This is a genomic window from Streptomyces griseus subsp. griseus (assembly GCF_000720255.1).
GTDB lineage: Bacteria > Actinomycetota > Actinomycetes > Streptomycetales > Streptomycetaceae > Streptomyces > Streptomyces griseus_I.
Map to the genome: position 1 here is coordinate 13592 of NZ_JOJE01000044.1, position 16421 is coordinate 30012.

Here is a 16421-nt window from a genome sequence, read left to right on the forward strand (position 1 = left end):
GCCTCAGGGGCGGGCGGTCAGGAACCCGTCGAGGGCGGCGGTCAGCTCGGCGGGCTTCTCCACGGGCAGTTCGTGACCGGCGTCGATGATGCGGATCACCGCGTCCGGGTAGCCGGTCGCCATCCGCAGCATCTGCTTCACCGGCAGCTGGATGTCGTGGTACCCGTGCACGAGCAGGGTGGGTACGCCGATCTCGCCGACCCGGTCGAGGACGTCGAAGGCCCGCATGGCGCCGTAGAGGGTCATGACGACCTCCCTCGGGGTGTCGGCGGAGGACCGGATGTAGGAGCGGATCTCCTCGCGCGGGTACCCGGGGGTGAAGGCGCGCTGGATGTTGGTGGCGACGAACAGCTTGAACGGAACGAGTGTCGAGGCCGCCATCAGCAGTCCGCGGCCCCGGCTGTACCTCATCCGGCTGATGGAGTTCACCAGGACCAGGCGCTCGACCCGCTCGGGGTGGGTGAGGGCGAGGGTCTGCGCGATCATCCCGCCCATCGAGTGGCCGATCGGTACGAACCGGTCGACCTCGAGGTGGTCCAGCAGGGCGAGGACGTCCGCCGACAGCTCCTCGATCGTGCGCACCCCCGCCCCGCTGCTCTCGCCGTGCCCGCGCAGGTCGAGGCGGATCACCCGCCGCCGGTCGGCGAAGTGCGCCACCTGATGGTCCCAGCGGTGCCGGTTGGCCGTCCAGCCGTGGACGAACACCAGGGGCACCTCCGCCGCGTCGCGGGGACCCTCGTCGTCGTACGTCAGCGCTGCGCCGTCGACTTCGAGCTGCGGCATGGGTGCCTCCTGGGTGCGCTCCGGTTACTGCCGCGTACGGTAACCGGCCCGGCGCGCGTCCGTCACCGGCGTCCGCCCAGAAAGGGAGCACCCGTCCGAACACATCGAGGGCGGCGCCCGGCGGCACCGCATGCTCCATCGGCAATTCGGTCATATCGTGCTCGTATGGAGCACGCACTCAGCCCCGCGACACTCAGCGAGCTACGCCGTCGACGCCTCTATCCCGCGGTTTCGGTGCTGACGCCGACGCATCGCCGAGGGCAGGACACCGCCCAGGACCCGGTTCGACTGCGCAACGTGGTGACCGAGGCCAAGAAGCAGCTGGAGGCCGACCCCGCGGTCACCCGGGAGCGGCGGGCCTCCGTCGCCCAGGAGCTGGACCGGGCGCTCGCCGAGGTCGATCTCGCGCACACCGAGGACGGTCTGGTGATCTTCGCCGCCCCTGGCGAGCACCAGGTGTGGTCCCTCGCCCGTTCCGTGCCCGAACGGGTGGTGCTCTCGGACACCTTCCTGACCCGCAACCTGGTCTCCGCGCAGGCAGCGGAGCGGCCCTTCTGGGTGCTGTCGGTCTCCGCCGACCACGTCACGCTGTGGAGCGGCGGGGTCGACCGTGTCATCGAGGACCACTCGGGCGGATTCCCCCTCAGCCGGAGCCGCGAGAACTTCGACGCCGAGCGCCAGGAGCGGATCGGTGACATGCCGAGCACCTTCCGCGACGAGGGCACCCGCCACTTCCTGCGCGACGCGGACACGGCGATGGCCGGCGTCCTGCGTGACGAGCCGCGGCCGCTGTACATCACCGGTGAGCACGCGGCCCTGTCCCTCCTCGACGAGATCGGCACCGTGACCAAGGACGCCGTCCATGTCCAGCACGGCGGACTCGCGCACGGCTCCGCCGAGGCCGTGTGGCGGGCGGTGCGGCCGCGGCACGACGCGGAGGCGCGCAGGGACACCGCCTCCGTGGCCCGGGTGCTGGAGTCGGCCCGGGGGCACCGGGCGTTCGCGGCCGGGGTCGACGAGGTCTGGCGCAGCGCCCGGGAGGGACGGGTGCGCCTGCTCGCCGTCGAGGAGAACTACCGCGTCACGGTGCGCGACGACGGCGACCACCTCGTCCCGGCGGACAGCGGCGATTTCGACGCCCGCGAGGACATCGTGGACGAGATCGTGGAGCAGTGCCTGGACAAGGGCGCACAGGTGCGCTTCGTCCCGGACGGCGCGCTGGGCGAGGCCCACGGGATCGCGGGGGTGCTGCGCTTCTGAACGGCCCGCTCCCCGACATCACTTGACGGCGGGCGTCCCTCGCCTGTCGCCGATCCGGCTGCCGCGGCCGGTCGGGGGGTATGCATGGTCTGGCCGACCGGTGACGGAAGGGAGCGGACGGACCGTGTCCGAACTACTGGGGGTGGCGGTGCTGGGCGCCGGCCACATGGGGGCCGACCACGTACGACGTCTCGACCGGGTGGTGAGCGGGGCGCGGGTGGCCGCCGTGGCGGACCCCGACGCCGCACGGGCGAAGGAGGCGGTGGCCGGGCTGGACGGCGTCCTGGTGCACACCGAGGTCGAGGCTGCTCTCGAAGCGCCCGGGGTGGACGCCGTCCTGATCGCCTCACCGGGCCCCGCGCACGAGGAGGCACTGCTCGCGGCCTTCGCGCGCGGGCTGCCGGTCCTGTGCGAGAAGCCCATGGTCCCCGACCCGGCGGGCGCGTTGCGCGTGGTTGAGGCGGAGGCGCGGCTCGGTCGGCGGCTGACGCAGATCGGTTTCATGCGGCGCTACGACGCCGAGTACCAGCGGCTCAAGTCTCTGCTGGACGGGGGAAGGCTGGGGCGAGCCCTGATGCTGCACTGCACGCACCGCAACGTGTCCTCGCCACCCGACTTCACCAGCGCCATGCTGATCGACAGCTCGGTGTCGCACGAGATCGACGCCGCCCGCTGGCTGCTGGGCCAGGAGCTGACCGCGGTGACGGTGCTGACTCCGCGTTCCTCCGCCGGTGCCCCCGAGGGTTTGCTCGATCCGCAGTTCGTGCTCTTCGAGACGGACGGGGGCGCCCTCGTCGACGTGGAGGTGTTCGTCAACTGCGGCTTCGGCTACCAGGTGCGCTGCGAGGCCGTGTGCGAGGCGGGCAGCGCACTGATCGGCGACGAGCGGGCGATGCTCGTGACCGAGCGGGTCGGCGCCCGCCGGGACGTGCCGCAGGACTATCTCGTACGGTTCGCCGACGCCTACGACCGAGAGGTGCAGGCCTGGGTCGACGCCACTCTGCGGGGCCGGATCACCGGGCCCGGCGCCTGGGACGGCTACGCCGCCTCCGTGGTGGCCGAGGCGGGCGTCCGGGCGCAGCGGAGCGGCAACCGGGTCACCGTCGAGCAGGCCCCGCGCCCCGCGCTGTACGCGGAGCCGCGCTGAGGCTCACACATCGGGGCCCGTCGGGGCTCAGACGCCGCCGAACAGGCTGCTCAGGCCGCGCTCGACGGCCTCGCCGACGTCCTCGTGCCCGACCTCGACGACGGCGTGGCTGCGCAGCAGGAAGCGGTGCAGGTCGGGCGTGTCGAACTCGACCAGGGCCAGCCCGTACGGCGAGTGGAACTCCATGACCGTACGAGTCCGTCCGCACGGCCGGACCCGTACGTCTCCGCTGCCGGCCGGGACGCTCAGGCCCTCCTCCAGCAGTGCTCGGGCGAAGGTCCAGGTCACGGCGGTGCCGTCGAGGGAGGCCGTGGGCGGGAAGTCGACGTGTACGGCCAGCGGGTCGGCGGAGCTGTAGCGGAAGGCGGCGGGCACAGGGAGCTCCTGCTCCTCCGCCGTGATCAGGCGGCCGCGTACGGACTGCGCGAGAGTGGTCTCCATCGTCATGTTGTTACGACTTCGCGGGGGCGCTTCTCGTACACGCGCGAGGTAAAGATTCACCCCGGAATTTCACCCCCGAACACACACCCGTCGAACACCCGGATGAGTGTCGACCGAAGCCTCCCGACAACACGTCAAGTGGCGTAGCCTGCCTACGACTTGCCCACCTGAGTGACGTACTGCGAACGCACCTCGCAAGCACTCCGTGAAGACTGTGGCATATGCCGGAAGCACCACCGTATCGTGTGTTGCCAAATCCCTTACACGGCGTCGCGGGCTGTGCAACAGTCGTAACGGTCCTTCCGTCACAGTCCTGGCCGTACCGTCCCCGCATCGGAGTGCGTCATGCCGTCCCATCTGTCTGCGGACCGCCCAGCCGCCCAGCCGCCAGGACGCGGCTCGGTCGACGCGCTGATAACGCAGACGCGACGGCTCAAGGGCGACGTGGACGCCGTACGACGGGACGCGCAGGGCGACGGATCGGACGGCGCGGACCCGCAGGGACGCTGGCAGCGGGCGCTGTACGACCTGGCACTGCACCAACTCAGCGATCTCGACGAGCACTTGGCGCAGCTGAAGGAGGGGCCGGCCCCGGTCGTCCTCGGGCCGGCGGCCGCCACATCTGCCGAGCCCGACAGGCCCGCCCAGGAGTCGCTGCTCAGCCGCGTCGGCAGCGCCGAATGGAACCTGCTGACGGACGGGGCCAGTTGGTCCGGTGAGCTGTACCGGATCCTCGGGCGCGCCCCGGACACTCCCCCGCTCACCCTCGACGAACTGCCCTCGGTCGTCCTCGACGAGGACCGGCCCAAGCTGACCGCGATGGTGACCGACTGTCTCGTCGACGCCAAGCCGATCGACGGGGAGTTCCGGATCGTGCGCCCGGGCGGCGAGATCCGTACCGTGCACATGATGGGCGAACCGGTGCTCGACACCGACGGCAGCACCGCCGCGATGTGGGCCGTGCTGCGGGACGTGAGCGAACTGCGCCGCAGCCAGCGGACGGTGAGTGAGACCCGTGACTCGCTCCAGCGCCACCGGCACCGAGCGCAGACGGAGCGCCGGATCGCGGTCGAGTTGCAGGAAGCCGTGCTGCCGCCGTGGCGCGGCTCCCTGCGGCTCCCGCACCAGGGCCCCGAGACGCTGGACCTGGCGGGCCGTTATCTGCCCGCCTCGGCGAGCGCCCTGATCGGCGGCGACTGGTACGACGCGCTCGAAGTGGCCGACGGTGAAACGCTGTTCACTGTGGGCGGTCTCACGGGGCACGGCCCCGCCGTCACCTCGAACATGGCGATGCTGCTCGGCGCGCTGCGCGGCATGGCGATGGCAGGCACCCGGCCGGGACGACTGATGACCCTGCTCAACCAGTTATTGGACGCCACCGTCCAGCCGGCCCTCGGCAGCGCCGTGTGCTGCCGCTACCGGCCGGAGACCCGCACGCTGGTGTGGGCGCAGGCCGGACGCCCCGCCCCGCTGCTCTACCGCAACGGAACGGGGCGCAGGCTGAACGCACCCCACGGCGTCCTGCTCGGCGCCACCTCGGGAGCCGCCTACGGGCAGGCCGAGGAGACCCTGGAAGCAGGCGACCTGCTCCTGCTGCACACCGAAGGGCTGGCGCCCGGCGGCACGGCGGCCGTCGACCGCCTCCTCGACCTGGCCCCGGGCTTCACGGGGGCACGCACCGCACAGGACTGCCTGCGGCTGGTCGTGGAGGAGTTCGGCGAGACCGAGCGCGAGGACGACGCCTGTGTGCTCGTCGCCAGGGTGACGTCGTAGGACACAGCGGCTTGAGGGCCGCCGTCGGCACAGGCCCCCCCTACGCCGGTACGTTCCCCCCCTTGCCGTTCCTCGGGTGGGGCAGTGCCAGCCTGATCTCCTCCCGCAGTGCCTGGATCTTCGGATAGCCGGCGTACTCCGCGGTGAGCCGGTACATCTGGCGCAGCCGGTCCCAGGTGCGTCGGGAGGAGTTCTGTCCCATGGCCATCAAAGCGAGGCGTGCGAAGCGATCCGCCTGCTCGGGATCGTCGGCGATGAAGCAGGCGGAGGCCATGGAGAGGAAGTCGAAGATCTTCGACCGCTCCTGTGCGTCGGCCCGCAGGGCCAGCGCCTTGTCCGCGTAGTGCTGGGCGTGCACGGCGGCGCCCGGCTCGAACTCCGCGAGCGTCCGATAGGCGAGAGCCTGCATGCCGTACAGATCCGCCTCGTTGAACAACTGCATCCAGCTCGGCGGCGGCACGTCGCTCTTGTCGGAGACGAAGAGGTCCTCGGCCTGCCCCAGGGTGCGACGCATCGCCTGGCCCTTGCCCATCGACGCCTGCGCCCAGGCCTCGATGGTGTGGAACATCGCCCTGGTGCGCGGCAGGACCTGCTCACCGGAGCCGGACTGGGCGAGCCTCATCAGGTCCAGCGCGTCGTCGGGCCGGTCGAGGTGCACCATCTGACGGGCCGCCCGGGACAGGGCCTCCCCGGCGCGGGGCCGGTCGCCGCCCTCTCTCGCGGCATGGGCGGCGATGACGAAGTACTTCTGGGCCGTGGGCTCCAGACCGACGTCGTGCGACATCCAGCCCGCGAGAACGGCGAGGTTGGCTGCGACGCCCCAGAGGCGCCGCTGGAGGTGGGGTGGGTGGTGGTAGGCGAGCATGCCGCCCACCTCGTTGAGCTGTCCCACGACCGCCTTGCGCTGCAGCCCGCCGCCGCGGGCCGCGTCCCAGGCCCGGAAGACCTCCACCGAGCGTTCGAGCTCGTCGACCTCCTCGGCCCCGATGGGAGCGGCCTCGTAGCGGTCGAACCCGGCTGGTTCGGCGTTCAGTTGTCGGTCGGCGACAGGAGTGTCGGCGGAGAGAGTCGGATCGGTGTGCAGCCAGTCGTACATGGCGCTGCTGAGTGCGGATCCCGCGGCGAGCGCGGCACCCGCGCCCACCAAGCCGCGTCGGTTGAGCATGAGGTCCATTCCCGTGAATTCGGTGAGGACCGCGGCAGTCCGTTCGGGCGCCCACGGCACATCGTCGGGACGTTCCTCATTCCCGCCGCCCTGCCGTTTCCCCGCACGCCCGTGCCGGACCAGACCGAGGTCCTCAATGGTCACGACACGGCCGAGACGCTCCGTGAACAGAGCCGCCAGCACCCGCGGCACCGGATCGCGCGGGATCTCTCCCGTGTCGATCCACCGCCGCACCCGGGAGGTGTCGGTCGACAGCTGGGGGTGGCCCATGGCCGCCGCCTGCCGGTTGACCAGCCTCGCGAGTTCGCCCTTGGACCAGCCGACCAGGCCGAACAGGTCCGCGAGCCGGGTGTTGGGTTGTCCGCTCACGTAAGCCCCCAGGTTCTCGGCTGAGTTGACAGTAGCCCGGTGCGACATGCCGGGCGACTATTCGCCAGGGTTCGCCAGGGTGCGCCAGATGGTGTGCCACTGGGCATCGGGTGTCAGGTAGGAATGCGCCACCCCGACCTGGTCGCCTGCCGGCTACCACCGGTGCATTCCCCCAGGGTGCACCCGGGCGTCCGGGCCGGGCGGCGCTTTGACCCGAAGGCACACGAAGGGATCTGTCCCCCATGTACGCAGCATCGTCCTCCGTGTCCGCCCCGCCCCGGTCGTTGCGTCCCCGCCCGGCGGGCAGCGGCCCCTACCTCGATCCCGCCCGTCCGACGGCCCCGGTGCTCGGCGCGGGCCGGGCCAGGCGGCCCGCGGGCATCGGCGCGCAACCGCTCAGCGGGAGACTCGACCTGTCCGGCCCGCAGGGCGCGCAGCTGCGAACGGCGATCGCGTCGGTGCACCGGATCTGCCCGGAGTTCGCACCGGTCCAGGTACTGCGCCGCAACGGACGCGCGGTGCTCCTGGTCGGCACGACCGGGCGCACCACGGCCGTCGCGAAGTGTTTACTGGACCACTCACCCGTGTGGTCCGAGCGGATCCGTCATGAAATAGCGGCATACCGCACGTTCGTCCGGCACCGCCCCCCCGTGCGGGCGCCGAGACTGATCGCGGCGGACCCGGACAACTGCACCCTGGTGATCGAGCGGATGCCGGGCCGCGTGGCCGCGCTCCACCGGCACCCGGCGGAGGCTCCGCCGCGGGCCGACATCCGGGCGGCGCTCGGCGCGATCTGCCGGCTGAACGCCTGGCGGCCGCCCGCCGGCACCTTCGACGCCCCGCTGGACTACGCGGCCCGCATCTCCCGCTTCCACGAGCTGGGGCTGCTGACCGACCGGGACATGGGCGACCTCCAGAAGCTGCTGCACGGCATCGCGACCACCGCGGGCCGGCAGGGCATGGGTCAGTTCTGCCACGGCGACGCGCTGTTGTCGAACATCCTTCTGTCACCGGCCGGTCCAGTGCTGGTGGACTGGGAGCACGCGGGCTGGTACCTGCCGGGCTACGACCTCGCCACGCTGTGGTCGGTGCTCGGTGACGCCCCCGTGGCACGGCGGCAGATCAGCCAGATCGCCCAGTCGGCGGGACCCGCGTCCCGGGACGCCTTCCTGGTCAACCTGATGCTGGTGCTGACCCGGGAGATCCGTACGTACGAGACGGCCGTGCAGCGTTCGATGCACGACACGACCCCGACGGCACCGGGAGTGGCCCACCCGGGTGCCGCGCCGTCCGGCGAGGAACAGCGGCTGTTGCTGAGGCGGCTGCACGACGACTGCCAGCTGGCCCGCCGGGCCGTGCGTGCGGCGGTCGGCACTCGCTGACGGGGACGACGGCCCGCGGTGCGTCTGGGCGACGCACCGCGGGCTTTCGTGTGTTCCCGACTCGTGTGTCTCCAGGGGAAAGCCCCTGCCTCTGGGCATCATTGACGGATCGTCGGCCGACCGGTACCACTGACGCACCGCTCGGTCCCGCACTCCCCCCACGCTCGATCGGCCCCGGAGGCTGAAATGCGAGGATCCGTCACCCCCTTCAGATGTCGGCGAAGTGCCACCGGAGCCGTGGCGGCCGCGGCCCTGCTGCTGCCCCTGCTGGGCGCGGCCCCGGCCGGCGGATCGCCGGAGCCCACCGCCAACCGGCTGCAACGGGCGTTCGCCGCGGCGGCCGCCGAGTACCACGTCCCGCAGAGCGTGCTCCTGGCCGTCTCCTACCTCCAGTCCCGCTGGGAGGGGCACGGCGGCGCGCCGAGCGTGACCGGTGGCTACGGCCCGATGCACCTCACCGACGCCCGCACCGCGCTGGCCAGGACGCCGCACCACAGCGAGGGCGCCGAGGACGCCCGCGGCGACCAGGCCCGTCCTGTGCTGCTCCCGGACGTGAAGGTGCCGGAGTACGCCGAGCTGCCCGCCCGCCTCAGGACCCTGGCGAAAGCGGCCGCACTGACGGGTCTGCCCGCGGCCGAGCTGCGCACCGACGAGGCCGCCAACGTCGCCGGCGGGGCCGCCCTGCTCGCCGCCGCGCAGAAGGAGCTGGGCGAGCCGCTGAGCGCTGACCCCTCGGACTGGTACGGAGCGGTGGCCCGTTTCTCCGGCGCGGACGACCGCGCGACGGCCGCCGCGTACGCCGACGAGGTGTACGACGTGCTGCGCACCGGCGAGGCGCGCACCACGGACACCGGGCAGCGTGTCGAGCTGGCTGCCCGCGCAGGTCTGCAGCCCGACACTGCCCAGTTGGCCCGGGCGGGTCTGCGTGCCGCGTCCGCCAACGGCACCGAGTGCCCGGCGACCGTCTCCTGCGAGTGGATCCCGGCTCCGTACGAGGAGTTCGGCGACCACGACTACGGCAACCACGACCTGGGCGAGCGGCCGTCGTCGCAGCGCATCACGTACATCGTCGTCCATGACACCGAGGGCGGCTGGGAGGGTGTCCTGGACCTGGTCCGGGACCCGGCCTATGTGTCGTGGCAGTACACGCTGCGCTCCACCGACGGCCACATCGCCCAGCACGTGAAGGCCAAGGACGTGGCGTGGCACGCCGGCAACTGGTATGTGAACGCCAAGTCGATCGGTCTGGAGCACGAGGGCTTCCTGGCGAACCCGGACGCCTGGTACACGGAGGCGATGTACCGGGCTTCGGCGCGCCTGGTGAGGTACCTCGCCGCGAAGTACGGCATCCCGCTGGACCGGCAGCACATCCTGGGCCACGACACCGTGCCCGGGCCGACCACCGCGACGGTGCCCGGCATGCACACCGACCCCGGCCCGTACTGGGACTGGCGGCACTACTTCGAACTGCTGGGCGACCCCCTGGAGGGGGCCGCCGTCAAGGGCGGCGGGCTGGTGACGATCCTGCCGGACTACGCCGCCAACCGGCCGGTGTACACGGGCTGCGTCGCCAAGGGCGAGCCGTGCGCACCGCACGGCTCCAGCGAGGTGCGGCTGTACGCGGACCACGACGAGGACTCCGCGCTGATCAAGGACGTCGGTCTGGGCACGGCCCCGACGACGGGCGTCAACGACCTCTCGTCGCGGGTCTCCACGGGTCAGCGGTACGCGGTCGCCGACCGGTGGGGCGACTGGACCGCGATCTGGTACCTGGGGCAGAAGGCCTGGTTCAGGAACCCGAAACAGCGGCCGGCCGCCGTGGCGTCGGCCGGCCTGGTGGTCACACCGAAGGCCGGCCTGGACAGCGTTCCGGTGTACGGGCGCGCCTATCCCGAGGCGGCGGCCTATCCGGCGGGAGTGCCCGCCCAGCCCGTGTCACCGCTGCCGTACACACTGCCGAAGGGGCAGAAGTACGTGGTCGGCGACAAGGTGCCCGGCGAGTACTACTACGCGGTCAGCTTCGCCACGGACTCGCACCGGGTGGTCGTCGGCAAGGACCTGTACTACGAGATCCAGTACGGCCACCGGGTGGCGTTCGTGCGGGCAGCGGACGTTCGGCTGTCGATCTCCTGAGCCGTCCGGGCGAGCGCGGTCAGCCCTGCTGGAACAGCTCCGCGGGCAGCGGCTTCAGCAGGGCGTACAGGTCGTCGGTGATGGGACGGTCCCAGGCGGCGATGGTGACCAGCACGTTGTCGCTGCGGTCGAACTGGACGCAGGAGATGCGGCTCTCGGAGAGCTTGAGGCGGCGGACGATCAGGAGGTTGTCGCCCTGCATCACCGGTACGTCCTCGCCGCCGACGACGGTGACCTCCTCGTCGTTCTCCAGCGCCAGCAGCAGCTGTGCGACCTCGAAGGGGACCTCGCCCTCCTCGACCTCACGTGCCGGAGACCCCTCGGGAAGGTTGCCGATGATCATCGCCGGACCACGGCCGCCGAACAGGTCGTAGCGCAGGAACACGCCCTGGCAGCTGCCGTCGGGCGCGGGCAGCAGACCGGCACCGAGATTGCCGGGCCAGTCGCCCGGGTCCATGGCCAGTACGTCGAAGTCAGGCCCGGCGGGCGTTGCGCTACGGCGGCGGAGGAACGACATGCCGCCATGGTACGTGCCCGGAGGTCGTCGGCGACGTGCGGGCGCCCACCCCGCGGGGCCGGGCAGGTTCTAGGCGGCCTTCTTGTGCCGCTGGTGGTGGCGGGCGACCCGGGCGCGGTTGCCGCAGGAGGGCCCGCACCACTCCTGACGGGCGTGTTCCTTGAGGAAGTAGCGCACACAGCGCGGTGCGTGGCAGGCGCGCAGCCGCTGCCGGTCGGGGCCGGCGAGGAAGGCGATCGCCGCCTGCGCGAGCACTGCGGTGAGCTCGGCGGCGCCCTGTGCGGCCCGCCGTTGTGCCTGGGGTTCGGTGCCGTCGGTCCAGTGCAGGACGGGGACGGTGGGGGTGCGGGCGGCCGCCGCGTTGAGCAGCTCGACGGCCTGGTGCACGGGCAGCAGCCGGGCGGCGTCGATGGAGCTCGGCTCATGGGGGCGCACCGCGTGGGCGAAGAGGGCGCGAACGGCGTCGCGCACGTCCCGGACGGCGGCGAGTGCCGCGTCGTCGGCGACGAAGCCGGCCTGGTCCGGCACGGCGCCGGGGTGGGCGTGGACCCACGCGGCGAGGCCCGCCGGTCCGGCCAGGTCGTCGGCCGTACCGCCGTGGCCGTCGTGCCGGACGGTGAGAGCGAGGTCGAGGGCGAGCCGGGTGTCGTGGCTGAGCGAGTCCTCCATGCGGCTAATGATAAGCAGGCGGCCGCCCATTAGTCGCCGGGTCGCCCTGCTCCCCCTGCTCCCCCTGCGCTCCTCAACGTCCTCCCTCTGCTCCCCGCATCCTCCACTTGTCACTCCTCCTCGCCGGCCGACGGTGGCACCACCGCCACCGGGCCGGCGGCGTGGAGGAGGACCGCGTTGGTGACGGAGCCCAGCATGCGGGCGGGGGCGAGGAGGCGTCGGCGGTGACGGCCCACGACCACCAGTTCGGCGTCCTTGGAGGCGGCGACGAGGTGACCGGCCGCGTCGCCGGGGACGACGAGGGGTTCGGCCCGCACGTCGGCGTACCTCTCCCGGTAGGGGGCGAGGAAGCCCTCGGTGAGGGTCCGTGTCTCGCTCTCCACGGCGTCCTGGTCGATCTCCGGTGGGACGAGGTCGCCGGGCGTCGACCAGGTCTGCATGGGCCAGGGGTAGACGGCGACGACCTGGAGGCGGGCGGCGCGCCGGGCGGCCTCGGCGAAGGCGAAGTCGAGGGTGGCGTCGTCGGGGCCGTCCACCTTGAGGCCCACGACGACGCGCGGCCCGGGCTCCGTCTCCGGCGCCGCCTCGACCTTCCGGTCGGGCCGGGGCACCACCACGACCGGGCACTCGGCGTCCCGCGCGGCCGCGAGGCCGTTGGAGCCGAGCAGCAGGCTGGCGAAGCCGCCGCGGCCGCGGGAGCCGAGCACGAGGAGCTGCGCGGTCCGGCTCTGCTCGGCCAGCACCGTGCCGACGGCGCCGTCGAGGCCGGCGTACTCCGTCGCGGGCAGGCCGGGCACCCCCTGCACATGGGCGCGCGCCGCGGCGAGCACCCAGTCGGTGTCGGGGTCCGGAGGGGTGACGACAGGGGCGCCGGGCTGCGTCCAGGCGTGGTAGTGCCGTACGTGGACCACCCGCAGCGGTGCCGCGCGCCCGCGGGCGGTGTCGACGGCCCAGTCCAGGGCACGCAGGCTGTCGCGTGAACCGTCGACCGCCACGACGACCGGCAGGGTGCTCATGGTTCCTCACCTCCGGAAGACGACCTTCCTCCTGTGGACGCCAGCCTCGCTCAGGTGGCGGTCCCGGAGGGCGCACCAGGGCGCGTGTCCGGAAAACGGGCGGGAAACCGGTGGCCCGGGCCGGCCTCGGGGTCCCAGTCGGACCTGGGGCCCGGCTCGGCCCCGCCCCTCAGGTCAGGTCGAACTCCCCCTCCCGCGCACCCGACACGAAGGCGCCCCACTCGGCGGGGGTGAAGATCAGGGTGGGGCTCTGCGGACGGCCGCTGTTGCGCATCGCGATGAACCCCTCGACAAAGGCGATCTGGACATCCCCCAGGCCTCGGCTGCTGGACTGCCACTCGGCGTTGCTGAGATCCAGCTCCGGCTTGTCCCAGCCCGTGAGCGGCTGCTGGATGGTGGTGCTCTCGGCCACGTCCGTGCTCCTCCCGTTTCGTCGTCCGCGGCCAGCCTAGCGATCGACCCCTGCCCTCAACAGGCCACGCGAGGGGGACCTTTACGAGGCGGGGGGTTCGCTGCCCACGAGCCACATGGAGAAGAACTGCGATCCGCCGCCGTAGGCGTGCCCGAGGACGCGCCTGGCGCCGTCCACCTGGTGGTCTCCGGCCTGCCCGCGCACCTGGAGCGCGGCCTCCGCGAACCGGATCATGCCGGAGGCCCCGATGGGGTTCGTGGACAGCACGCCTCCCGACATGTTGACGGGCAGGTCCCCGTCCAGCTCGGTCACCCCGGACTCGGTGAGCTTCCAGCCCTCGCCCTCGTCGGCGAAGCCGAGATTCTCCAGCCACATGGGCTCGTACCAGGAGAACGGCACGTACATCTCGACGGCGTCGATGTCCCGGCGCGGGTCGGCGATGCCCGCCTGCCGGTACACGTCGGCGGCGCAGTCCTTGCCGGCCCGGGGCGAGACGAAGTCCTTGCCGGCGAAGAGGGTCGGCTCGCTGCGCATGGCGCCGCCGAGCATCCAGGCGGGCGGCCTGGGCGCGCGGGCGGCTCCGGCGCGGTCGGTGAGGACCATCGCGCAGGCTCCGTCGGAGGAGGGGCAGGTCTCGGAGTAGCGGATGGGGTCCCAGAGCATGGGTGAGGCCTGGACCTTCGCCAGGGTGAGGTCGTGTTCGTGGAGGTGGGCGTAGGCGTTCTTCAGGGCGTTGCGCCGGTCCTTGTAGGCGACCAGCGAGCCGACGGTGTCGGGGGCGCCGCTGCGCCGCATGTAGGCGCGGACGTGCGGGGCGAAGAAACCGCCCGCCCCGGCGAGCAGGGGCTGCTGGAAGGGGATCGGCAGGGACAGGCCCCACATGGCGTTGGACTCGGACTGTTTTTCGAAGGCCAATGTGAGAACCGTGCCGTGGACGCGGGCGGCGACCAGGTTCGCGGCGACCAGCGCCGTCGACCCGCCGACCGAGCCTGCGGTGTGCACCCGCAGCATCGGCTTGCCCACCGCGCCGAGCGCGTCGGCGAGGTAGAGCTCGGGCATCATGACGCCCTCGAAGAAGTCGGGCGCCTTGCCGATGACGACCGCGTCGATGTCGGCCCAGGTCAACTCGGCGTCGTCGAGGGCTCTTTGTGCGGCCTCCCGGACCAGTCCGGCGATGGAGACGTCCCGGCGGGCCGCCACGTGCTTGGTCTGGCCGATGCCGACGACGGCCACGGGTTCCTTGCTCATCGCGGATCCCCTTCGAGTACGGCGACCAGGTTCTGTTGCAGACACGGGCCCGAGGTGGCATGGGCGAGGGCGCGGTCGGACTCGCCGCGGTGGATGCGGGCGGCGGCCTCCCCGATGCGGGCGAGACCGGCGGCCATCATCGGGTTGGCGGCGAGGGCGCCGCCGGAGGGGTTGATCCGTACGCTGTCGTCCAGCCTCAGCGCCTTGCGCAGGACGACCTCCTGCGCGGTGAACGGCGCGTGCAACTCGGCGGTGTCGAGGGGACGTTCGAAGGCACCGGCCCGCTCGGCGGCCAGCCGGGCGGACGGCGAGTCGGTGAGGTCGCGGACGCCGAGCGAGTGGGCCTCGATGCGGTGGTCGATGCCCCGGATCCAGGCCGGCCGCGAGCACAGTTCACGAGCCCGGTCCCCGGCGGCGAGGATCACGGCGGCGGCCCCGTCGCCGATCGGCGGGCAGTCGCCGGTCCGCAGGGGCCGTACGACGTAGTCGCCGTGCGGGACGGAACCTCTCAGCTGGGCACGCGGGTTGGCGATCTCGCGGCTGCGTGCGGCGATCCCGGCGAGCGCCGGCTCGTCGGTCTCGCCGGCGTCGATCAGCGCCTGCGCCTGGAGGGCGGCGAGGGCGACGGAGTCCGGCCACAGCGGGGCGACGTAGTACGGGTCGAGCTGGCGGGTGAGGACGTCGCGCAGCGACCCGGGCGAGGACTTGCCGTAGGAGTACACGAGCGCGGTGTCGGCGTCGCCGGTCAGCAGTTTGGTCCACGCCTCGTACAGGGCCCAGGCGCCGTCCGTCTCGACGTGCGACTCGGACAGGGGCGGCCAGGCGCCGACACCGTCGAGGGCGAGGGTGAAGGAGAAGGCGCGGCCGGCGAGGTAGTCGCAGGAGCCGGAGCAGGTGAAGCCGATGTCGGCGGTCCTGAGGCCGGTCTGTCCCAGGACGTCGTGCAGGACCGGCATCAGCATCTCCACCTCGGACTGTTCCTCGGTGGTGCGCAGCGTGTCGGACTGCGCGAAGGCCACGACGGCGACGTCGCGGAGTCCGGATACGTCCTCGCTGGTCACAGCAGCTCCCTGTAGGTGTCGTAGTCCGCGTCGGGTTCGCCGGTCGGCCGGTAGTGGTCCGGGTAGCGGCCGCCTTCCGTCCACACCGGTTCGACGCGCAGGCCCATGCGCACCTGGCCGTAGGGGATGCCGCCGATGCGGCCGTGCAGGGTGAGGTCGGCGCCGTCGAGCGCGATGTGGGCGTAGACGTAGGGGACTTCGATGTCGAGGTTCTTCGCCTTGATGTTGACGATGCAGTAGGTGGTGACCGTGCCGCGCGGGCCGACCTCGACCTGTTCGGCGGTGGCCACTCCGCAGGTGGGGCAGGCACCGCGCGGCGGGACGTACACCTTGCGGCAGGACGGACAGCGCTCACCGACGGTGCGCCGGTCGGAGAGGGCGTGGATGTAGGCGGACTGGGCGCGGCCGGGCGAGTAGGTGTAGTCGAGGCGGGCGGGGGCGACGATGCCGATGACCGGGTCCTGGAACTCGCCCGCGTGAACGGTGACTTCGGCGTCGTCGCCGTCGTACGGCTCGAAGCAGGCGATGTCGGTGATGGCACCGGAACGCTTCTCGGCCCAGCGGATCCGGACCCGCATGCCCGTGTGCACGGCGTCGGGGCCGGGGGCGTCGAGGGCGTGCAGCAGGGCGGTGTCGGCGCCGTCGAGCCGGACCAGGGCCCAGGCGAACGGGGCGGTGAGGGGCTGTCCGCGGCGGGGTTCGGGGTTCCAGGCCCAGGTCGTGACGGTGCCGGTGGAGCCCACGTGGACGAGGTCGCGGATCTCCTCGGCGGTCACGGGGTCGTACTCGACGGGTGGGACGAGCGTGCGCCCGTCACCGGTTTTCACGCCGAGGACGACCCGCTCGCGCAGCCCGGTCAGGAACGCGCTCTGGACGGGGCCGAGGGAGCGCGTGAAGGGGAACTCGACGACGAGGGGGGCTTTGAGGACTTCGGGCATGGCAGCTGCCTCCTTGGAGCCTCGATGCGGCGCGCCCCGAGGGGCGCTGGGCTGTGACATCTGCGGCTCCGCCGCGTGAGCGCGACCAGCCACGGGCGGCCCGCAGC

15 protein-coding genes are annotated in these 16421 nt (G+C 72.3%); 5 read left to right on the forward strand and 10 right to left on the reverse strand.

The features are described from left to right. Positions 1 to 3: 3 nt before the first annotated feature. A complete protein-coding gene (locus IG99_RS36660) occupies positions 4 to 783 on the reverse strand; it encodes an alpha/beta fold hydrolase (RefSeq protein WP_037682068.1) in 780 nt (259 codons plus the stop codon). 165 nt (positions 784 to 948) lie between these two features. Here IG99_RS36660 and IG99_RS36665 point away from each other — a divergent pair, with 165 nt between their 5' ends. Together IG99_RS36665 and IG99_RS36670 are read left to right on the forward strand one after the other, a co-directional pair. Further along, the gene (locus tag IG99_RS36665) at positions 949 to 2043 is read left to right on the forward strand and encodes a baeRF3 domain-containing protein (RefSeq protein WP_037682070.1); all 1095 of its coding nucleotides are present in this window, start codon (positions 949 to 951) and stop codon (positions 2041 to 2043) included. Between the two features lie 124 nt (positions 2044 to 2167). Beyond that, positions 2168 to 3190, forward strand: coding sequence for a Gfo/Idh/MocA family protein (locus IG99_RS36670; RefSeq protein WP_037682071.1), 1023 nt, complete (start codon positions 2168 to 2170; stop codon positions 3188 to 3190). Positions 3191 to 3217: 27 nt separating this feature from the next. On the opposite strand, the gene IG99_RS36675 is transcribed toward IG99_RS36670, so the two are convergent. Beyond that, positions 3218 to 3631, reverse strand: coding sequence for an SsgA family sporulation/cell division regulator (locus IG99_RS36675; RefSeq protein WP_037682145.1), 414 nt, complete (start codon positions 3629 to 3631; stop codon positions 3218 to 3220). A gap of 345 nt (positions 3632 to 3976) precedes the next feature. On the opposite strand from IG99_RS36675, the gene IG99_RS36680 reads away from it, so the two are divergent. Continuing rightward, positions 3977 to 5404, forward strand: a complete 1428-nt coding sequence (locus IG99_RS36680) for a PP2C family protein-serine/threonine phosphatase (RefSeq protein WP_037682073.1) — start codon at positions 3977 to 3979, stop codon at positions 5402 to 5404. Positions 5405 to 5444: 40 nt separating this feature from the next. Here the strand turns inward: IG99_RS36680 and IG99_RS36685 are convergent, their stop codons facing one another. Further along, complete coding sequence (locus IG99_RS36685; RefSeq protein ID WP_037682075.1) at positions 5445 to 6938, reverse strand: DNA-binding protein NsdB; 1494 nt, start codon at positions 6936 to 6938, stop codon at positions 5445 to 5447. Between the two features lie 242 nt (positions 6939 to 7180). Between IG99_RS36685 and IG99_RS36690 the strand changes: the two genes are divergently transcribed. Both IG99_RS36690 and IG99_RS36695 read left to right on the forward strand, forming a co-directional pair. Then, the gene (locus IG99_RS36690) at positions 7181 to 8320 is read left to right on the forward strand and encodes an aminoglycoside phosphotransferase family protein (RefSeq protein WP_037682078.1); all 1140 of its coding nucleotides are present in this window, start codon (positions 7181 to 7183) and stop codon (positions 8318 to 8320) included. Positions 8321 to 8506: 186 nt separating this feature from the next. Next, a complete protein-coding gene (locus tag IG99_RS36695; protein WP_037682080.1) occupies positions 8507 to 10453 on the forward strand; it encodes an N-acetylmuramoyl-L-alanine amidase in 1947 nt (648 codons plus the stop codon). A 19-nt stretch (positions 10454 to 10472) separates the two neighbouring features. Here the strand turns inward: IG99_RS36695 and IG99_RS36700 are convergent, their stop codons facing one another. The 7 genes from IG99_RS36700 to IG99_RS36730 form a co-directional block, all read right to left on the reverse strand. Further along, positions 10473 to 10970, reverse strand: a complete 498-nt coding sequence (locus IG99_RS36700; RefSeq protein ID WP_037682081.1) for a hypothetical protein — start codon at positions 10968 to 10970, stop codon at positions 10473 to 10475. A 69-nt stretch (positions 10971 to 11039) separates the two neighbouring features. After that, positions 11040 to 11639 carry a CGNR zinc finger domain-containing protein gene (locus IG99_RS36705; RefSeq protein WP_107056114.1) on the reverse strand — a complete coding sequence of 200 codons (600 nt, stop codon included), beginning with the start codon at positions 11637 to 11639 and terminating at the stop codon, positions 11040 to 11042. A gap of 110 nt (positions 11640 to 11749) precedes the next feature. After that, positions 11750 to 12655: a universal stress protein gene (locus IG99_RS36710; protein WP_037682083.1), complete on the reverse strand. Its 906-nt coding sequence runs from the start codon at positions 12653 to 12655 to the stop codon at positions 11750 to 11752. 169 nt (positions 12656 to 12824) lie between these two features. Beyond that, positions 12825 to 13067: a DUF397 domain-containing protein gene (locus IG99_RS36715; protein ID WP_037682085.1), complete on the reverse strand. Its 243-nt coding sequence runs from the start codon at positions 13065 to 13067 to the stop codon at positions 12825 to 12827. Between the two features lie 81 nt (positions 13068 to 13148). Then, positions 13149 to 14315, reverse strand: a complete 1167-nt coding sequence (locus tag IG99_RS36720; RefSeq protein ID WP_037682088.1) for a thiolase domain-containing protein — start codon at positions 14313 to 14315, stop codon at positions 13149 to 13151. After that, the gene (locus IG99_RS36725) at positions 14312 to 15376 is read right to left on the reverse strand and encodes a thiolase domain-containing protein (protein ID WP_037682090.1); all 1065 of its coding nucleotides are present in this window, start codon (positions 15374 to 15376) and stop codon (positions 14312 to 14314) included. Before IG99_RS36725 ends, IG99_RS36720 begins: the two co-directional genes overlap by 4 nt. Next, positions 15373 to 16314, reverse strand: coding sequence for a Zn-ribbon domain-containing OB-fold protein (locus tag IG99_RS36730; RefSeq protein WP_037682092.1), 942 nt, complete (start codon positions 16312 to 16314; stop codon positions 15373 to 15375). The genes IG99_RS36725 and IG99_RS36730 overlap by 4 nt, the downstream gene beginning before the upstream one ends. Positions 16315 to 16421: the final 107 nt, after the last annotated feature.

Coding starts and splice junctions, on each gene's coding strand:
- IG99_RS36695 (WP_037682080.1), top strand. CDS start 8,507: ATGCGAGGATCCGTCACCCCCTTCAGATGTCGGCGAAGTGCCACCGGA.
- IG99_RS36690 (WP_037682078.1), top strand. CDS start 7,181: ATGTACGCAGCATCGTCCTCCGTGTCCGCCCCGCCCCGGTCGTTGCGT.
- IG99_RS36680 (WP_037682073.1), top strand. CDS start 3,977: ATGCCGTCCCATCTGTCTGCGGACCGCCCAGCCGCCCAGCCGCCAGGA.
- IG99_RS36665 (WP_037682070.1), top strand. CDS start 949: ATGGAGCACGCACTCAGCCCCGCGACACTCAGCGAGCTACGCCGTCGA.
- IG99_RS36660 (WP_037682068.1), bottom strand. CDS start 783: ATGCCGCAGCTCGAAGTCGACGGCGCAGCGCTGACGTACGACGACGAG.
- IG99_RS36700 (WP_037682081.1), bottom strand. CDS start 10,970: ATGTCGTTCCTCCGCCGCCGTAGCGCAACGCCCGCCGGGCCTGACTTC.
- IG99_RS36675 (WP_037682145.1), bottom strand. CDS start 3,631: ATGGAGACCACTCTCGCGCAGTCCGTACGCGGCCGCCTGATCACGGCG.
- IG99_RS36705 (WP_107056114.1), bottom strand. CDS start 11,639: ATGGAGGACTCGCTCAGCCACGACACCCGGCTCGCCCTCGACCTCGCT.
- IG99_RS36730 (WP_037682092.1), bottom strand. CDS start 16,314: ATGCCCGAAGTCCTCAAAGCCCCCCTCGTCGTCGAGTTCCCCTTCACG.
- IG99_RS36720 (WP_037682088.1), bottom strand. CDS start 14,315: ATGAGCAAGGAACCCGTGGCCGTCGTCGGCATCGGCCAGACCAAGCAC.
- IG99_RS36710 (WP_037682083.1), bottom strand. CDS start 12,655: ATGAGCACCCTGCCGGTCGTCGTGGCGGTCGACGGTTCACGCGACAGC.